We start from the raw sequence: 1,316 nt of genomic DNA, 5'->3' as shown, positions 1-1,316 counted from the left end.
CGCGTAAACTGCGGCGGAAGCCATCCGTCCGGGCGCGGCGGACGTCCCCTCGCCCCTGTCACCTGCGGTGTCGCGCCGGAAGAGCGGCCCCCGCACTGTGCCGGCGCCCAACCGGGGCGGGCCGCGGGCGTGCGGTGGCACAGCGGAACGGCGACGGCCGCAAGCGCTCGCGACCGCCGCCAAAGGTGCCGTGGGAGGCTCAGGAACCGTGCGGGCAGTTGCCCCGGTACTCCTCGATGGTCAGGCTGGGCCGCGGCAGCGGGCAGAGGAACTGCTCGTACCGGGTGTCGTTGTCGATGAACCGCTTCAGCCACGAAATGCTGTACTTCGCGATCGTGGTGTTGCTGCTGTTCGGGGTGAAGTGGTTGGCGTTGTTGAGCTCCAGGTACGCCTTGTCGAGCGACGCCGGCAGCGACTGGTAGAACGGCTCCGAGTGCGAGGAGACGGAGGCGACGGTGTCACCGTCGGCGCCGATCACCATGGTGGGTGTGCGCAGTTCGGGCCAGGTCTTGTCCGTGTTCCAGCCGGTCAGCGGGATCGCCGCCTGCAGCGAGGGACGGGTCTTGGCGGCCTCGAGCGTGCCGCCGCCGCCCATGGAGTGGCCCATGACCCCGAGCCGGGTGCTGTCGATCCGGCCGCGGACCGAGCTGCGCTGGGTCAGGTAGTCGAGCGCGGCGAGGAGTTGGTCGCCCCGGCTGCCGGGCTGGTCGTAGATGCTGTTGGTGTCGATGGTGAAGACCACGAAGCCCTGGGAGGCGAGCCGCGGACCGAGCCACGCGATGGACGACTCGTAGGCGGTGAAGCCGGGCGAGATGGCGACGGCCCCGAACGTGCCGTCCGCGGTGGACGTCGGGTAGTAGATGGTGCCGCCGCCGAAGCCCGTGACGGCCAGCGAGGAGACGGACGTCTCGGAGACCGAGTACGGGCCGCGCGAGGCCTCGATGGAGGCGACGGTCGGAGCGGGACCGCGCTCGTACGGGTTGTCGGCGGCCTGGGCCTGCGTGCCGGGCAGGAGGGTGGCGCACAGGGCTGCCGCCGCTGCGGCCGCCGCGCCCAGCAGGGAACGGCGGCGGGTGCGGCTCGTGGGGGTGAGGTGCACGAGGAGGGTCCTCTCGGGTCGAGGCGGTTACGCGCCGCAGGACCTGACCCGTCGTCACCAGGAGTCCGCCGTGCCGGTCGCGTACCGCCGTGTTGATGGCGGTACCACCGTCGGGGCCCCGACCCCGGTAGGGCATCGGCAAGTTCACCGGTCTCCTCGCGGACCGGCGTCCGCCGCGGCGGGCCGCCCCCGGCGGGCCCGCCACACAGCGGAAGGG

The 1,316-nt window shown here is 72.4% G+C and carries 1 protein-coding gene; it reads right to left on the bottom strand.

Annotated elements, in window-relative coordinates; genetic code table 11:
• Window positions 1-199 precede the first annotated feature (199 nt).
• Entirely contained in the window at window positions 200-1,099 is a 900-nt protein-coding gene (bdeA, locus tag ACWGH4_RS35140; protein WP_453467970.1) for a bis(hydroxyethyl) terephthalate hydrolase, read from the bottom strand.
• Between the last annotated feature and the right edge of the window lie 217 nt (window positions 1,100-1,316).

The organism is Streptomyces sp. NPDC054847, assembly GCF_053610925.1.
The sequence above is the reverse complement of the archived record's forward strand: the minus strand, read 5'-3'. Positions and strand labels throughout refer to the sequence as shown.